Raw genomic sequence first — 1,805 nt, 5'->3', positions numbered from 1 at the left:
GCCGACATTGTCGCGGCGCTCGCGCGGCGCGGATTGCGCCGTCTGCTGATCGAAGGCGGGGCGGCGACCGTCTCGGCCTTCATGTCGGGCGGCGCGCTGGACCGCCTGCATGTCGTGGTCGCGCCGCTGATCGTCGGCTCCGGCCAGCCGGGCCTGAGCCTTCCTCCGATCTGCGACCTTGACCGCGCTGCGCGACCGGTCACGATCGTTCACCCGCTCGCGGACGGAGACGTGTTGTTCGACTGTGACATGCGCGCCTCCGCGGGCGCCCGAAGCGACGGAGGACGCGATGAGCGTGACGCCAGCCCGGGACGACTATTCGCGGACGGCTAAGGTCCTGCACTGGGTGATCGCAGCACTGGTGCTGGGGCTAATCCCGGTCGGCTTCTCGCTCGATCTGCTGCCGCAGGGGCCCGTTCAGGACTTCGCCTATCTGATGCACAAGTCGACGGGCTTCGTCGTCCTGGTGCTCATGATCGTGCGCCTTGGCTGGCGGCTGGCCTGCCCGCCGCCCCCTCCGGAGCCGGACATGCCGCGCTGGCAGCAGGCCCTGGCGTCGGCCAACCACTACGCGTTCTACGCCATCCTGCTGACAATGCCGTGGCTCGGCTGGGCCGGCTCAAACGCTTTCGGCGCGCCGGTGAGCGTCTACGGGCTGTTCACGCTTCCGAACCTGGTCAGCGAGGACAAGGAGTTCGCGAAGACGCTGCTGGGCTGGCACGCCGCGCTCGGGATCACCGTGACGGCGTTGATCCTCGTGCATATCAGCGCGGTGCTGTTTCACCGCTTCGTCCGACGCGACGGCGTGCTGGCCCGGATGACCTAGCGCGCGGTCACGGCCGGCTCCAGCAGCAGGTCGACATGCCCGACCTCTCCGCCTGAGGCGGCGGAAGCCTCCCGGAAGGCGAGCCAGGCCGCCAGTCCGTCCGGCGCCTGCGCCGTCTCGCCGGCCGCGGAGGCCATCCCCCGAGCCAGCGCCGTCGTGAGGCCCCGATCGGCGGGGCCGAGCCGCCAGGGGCTCCGGCCTTCCAACGCCGCATAGCCGCTCCGGCGGGCCAGTTCGCAAAGGCGCGCCCCCGCGTCCGGCCCGAGCGCGGGCCCCAGTCCCTTGTCGCTTCGCTGATGCGCGTTGAAGGCCGCGAGCACCGCCTCATCGAGGTCGTGCGGCCGCTCGAACCGCTTGGCGCCGTCATAGATCAGCGGCGCGTAAAGCGTGCGCCGGGCGTCCGCGAGGCGCTCAGCGAAGGCGGTCAGCCAGGCGTCTCCCGCGAGGTCAAAGAAGGCCGACGCCACGATCAGGTCGGCGGCGGCCGCGGCTGGCGGCAAGGGGGCCTGAGCGAGGTCCGCCAGACTGAAGCGCACCTTGATGGTCGCGGCGCCCTTGCAGAGCGTCAGCGCGTCCCCCTCGGCTTCCGAGGCGTCAGCCCAGTCCCGGAGCCGGCTGCGGGCATGGTCGAGAAGGGCGGCGCTGGAGTCGATCAGGGTCCAGCTCTGAACCGGGGCGAGCGACGGCGCCAGCTTGCGCAACGCCGATCCGGAGCCCGCGCCGAGATCGACGACAGAGACGGGCGCGTCGCCGAACCTGGCGGCGAGCCGCTCCAGAGGGCCGGAGGCGAGGGATCTGTGGTCGACGGCTTCCCGCAGATCGAGCCAGGCGGGATCGAAGCCGCTCACGCGGCCTCGCCCTCGCGCGGGGCGGCGACCATCAGGCGTTCGAAAACAGTGGCGGCGTCCGCCCATCGCGGCAGGCTCTGGCCGTAGGACCAAGCGGCGTCGGAGGCCGCGCGCCGCGCGCCGCCATCGCC

Annotated in this window: 3 protein-coding genes; 2 read left to right on the top strand and 1 reads right to left on the bottom strand. The window is 71.9% G+C overall.

The features are described from left to right. Both ACIKT0_RS17775 and ACIKT0_RS17770 read left to right on the top strand, forming a co-directional pair. On the top strand, positions 1–333 hold a 333-nt coding region (locus ACIKT0_RS17775; protein WP_407106665.1), incomplete at its 5' end, for a dihydrofolate reductase family protein. After that, positions 290–826 (top strand): cytochrome b, encoded by a 537-nt coding sequence (locus ACIKT0_RS17770; RefSeq protein WP_407106664.1) that lies wholly within the window; start codon positions 290–292, stop codon positions 824–826. The genes ACIKT0_RS17775 and ACIKT0_RS17770, both read left to right, overlap by 44 nt. Here the strand turns inward: ACIKT0_RS17770 and ACIKT0_RS17765 are convergent. Further along, complete coding sequence (locus ACIKT0_RS17765; RefSeq protein WP_407106663.1) at positions 823–1,674, bottom strand: class I SAM-dependent methyltransferase; 852 nt, start codon at positions 1,672–1,674, stop codon at positions 823–825. The two genes, ACIKT0_RS17770 and ACIKT0_RS17765, sit on opposite strands and share 4 nt — an antisense overlap. Between the last annotated feature and the right edge of the window lie 131 nt (positions 1,675–1,805).

It is taken from the genome of Hansschlegelia beijingensis (assembly GCF_045505405.1).
GTDB lineage: Bacteria > Pseudomonadota > Alphaproteobacteria > Rhizobiales > Methylopilaceae > Methylopila > Methylopila beijingensis_A.
Note: the sequence above shows the minus strand (reverse complement) of the source record. Positions and strands in the feature narration are given on the sequence as shown.